The organism is Streptomyces murinus (genome assembly GCF_002154555.1).
GTDB classification, from domain to species: domain Bacteria; phylum Actinomycetota; class Actinomycetes; order Streptomycetales; family Streptomycetaceae; genus Streptomyces; species Streptomyces murinus.
The window spans coordinates 1-1,323 of record NZ_MUNF01000832.1 but is presented as its reverse complement, the minus strand read 5'-3'; the positions used below and the strand labels follow the sequence as shown (position 1 = coordinate 1,323).

The window sequence follows — 1,323 nt, the reverse complement described above, 5'->3', positions numbered from 1 at the left end:
GCCGACGTCCTCCCAGTAGCCCTCGGCGACAAAGCCGTAGATCGGCTTGCCCTCCTTCATCAGCTGCGGGAAGACATCGCCGGACCAGTCGACCGGAACATCGGGTTCTACGTAGTTGAAGACTTCGGGCTCCATCACGTAGATGCCCGTGTTGACGGTGTCGGAGAAGACCTGTCCCCAGGTCGGCTTCTCCAGGAAGCGTTCGACCTTGCCTTCCTCGTCCACGATGGNNGACGAGGAAGGCATCGTCCTTCAATGCCTCTTCGGCGTTCTTGACGCTTCCGGCGGTACCGAGTGGCTTCTCCTCATTGGCGTAGGTGAGCTCCATACCGAGCTCTTCGCCGTCACCGAAGTAGTTCTTGACGAGCGAGGCAAGGAACTGCACGGTGACGACGGTCTCGGTGAGCCCGTGCCTTTTGAGCAGCCGTAGCACATGCTCCATGATCGGGCGGTTCACCACGGGCAGGAGCGGCTTGGGCATGCTTGAGGTCATGGGGCGAAGGCGGGTGCCTTCGCCTCCAGCCATCACGACGGCCTTCATGTCGGAAGCGTCCTCCTCTGAGAGACGACGGTCTAGCCGACTTCACCCGTCCAGATTGTCCCGCACTTTTGCACGGCGGGCCATCGAGGCGTCACGTCAGGACAATCGCCGAGCTCAATCGGCCATGGCGTCCGCGCGGACCAATCGGCGGACTTGCACCACGTAGAGCACTCCTGCCCACCAATAGAGCGTTGTACCCCACCCTGCGAACGCCCATCCGAAAACAGCGGCCAGTGACGCGATCCAACCACTGCCGTCACTGAGGAGCAGGAGCGGGAAGGCGTACATGAGGTTGAACGTGGCCGCCTTCCCGAGGAAGTTGACCTGGGGCGGCGGGTACCCGTGCCGGCGGAGGATGCCCACCATCACCAGGAGCATCAGCTCCCGGGCGAGCAGCAGGGCGGTCAGCCAGACCGGGAGGATCTCCCGCCAGGTGAGGCCGAGCAGCGTGGAGAGCACGTACAGCCGGTCGGCGGCCGGATCGAGGAGNNTCTGGTTCCAGCGCCGGGCGAGCTTGCCGTCGAGGTAGTCGCTGACTCCGCTGAAGGCCAGCACGAGCAGGGCCCAGCCGTCGCTCTTGGGACCCCCGAACTCCGGCCTGAGGATCAACCACAGGAACACGGGCACGCCGACGAGCCGCGCCATGCTGAGGATGTTGGGGATGGTGAGGACCCGGTCTGTCTGGACACGGGTCTCCTGGACCTCCACCCGGGGGCCTCCTGTGGGAAAACGAGCCAACGATACTCCCTGACTTTACCCCAACGCAAAAAAGCTCCGGCTCT

1 protein-coding gene and 1 pseudogene are annotated in these 1,323 nt (G+C 63.8%); both read right to left on the bottom strand.

Features of this window, described 5'->3' with window-relative positions; translation table 11 throughout:
* A pseudogene (locus CCN72_RS35590) lies at nt 1-541 on the bottom strand (nucleotidyltransferase family protein); the annotation flags it as partial.
* Between the two features lie 114 nt (nt 542-655).
* Complete coding sequence (gene clsA / locus CCN72_RS35585; protein WP_086812511.1) at nt 656-1,249, bottom strand: cardiolipin synthase ClsA; 594 nt, start codon at nt 1,247-1,249, stop codon at nt 656-658.
* Nucleotides 1,250-1,323 lie beyond the last annotated feature (74 nt).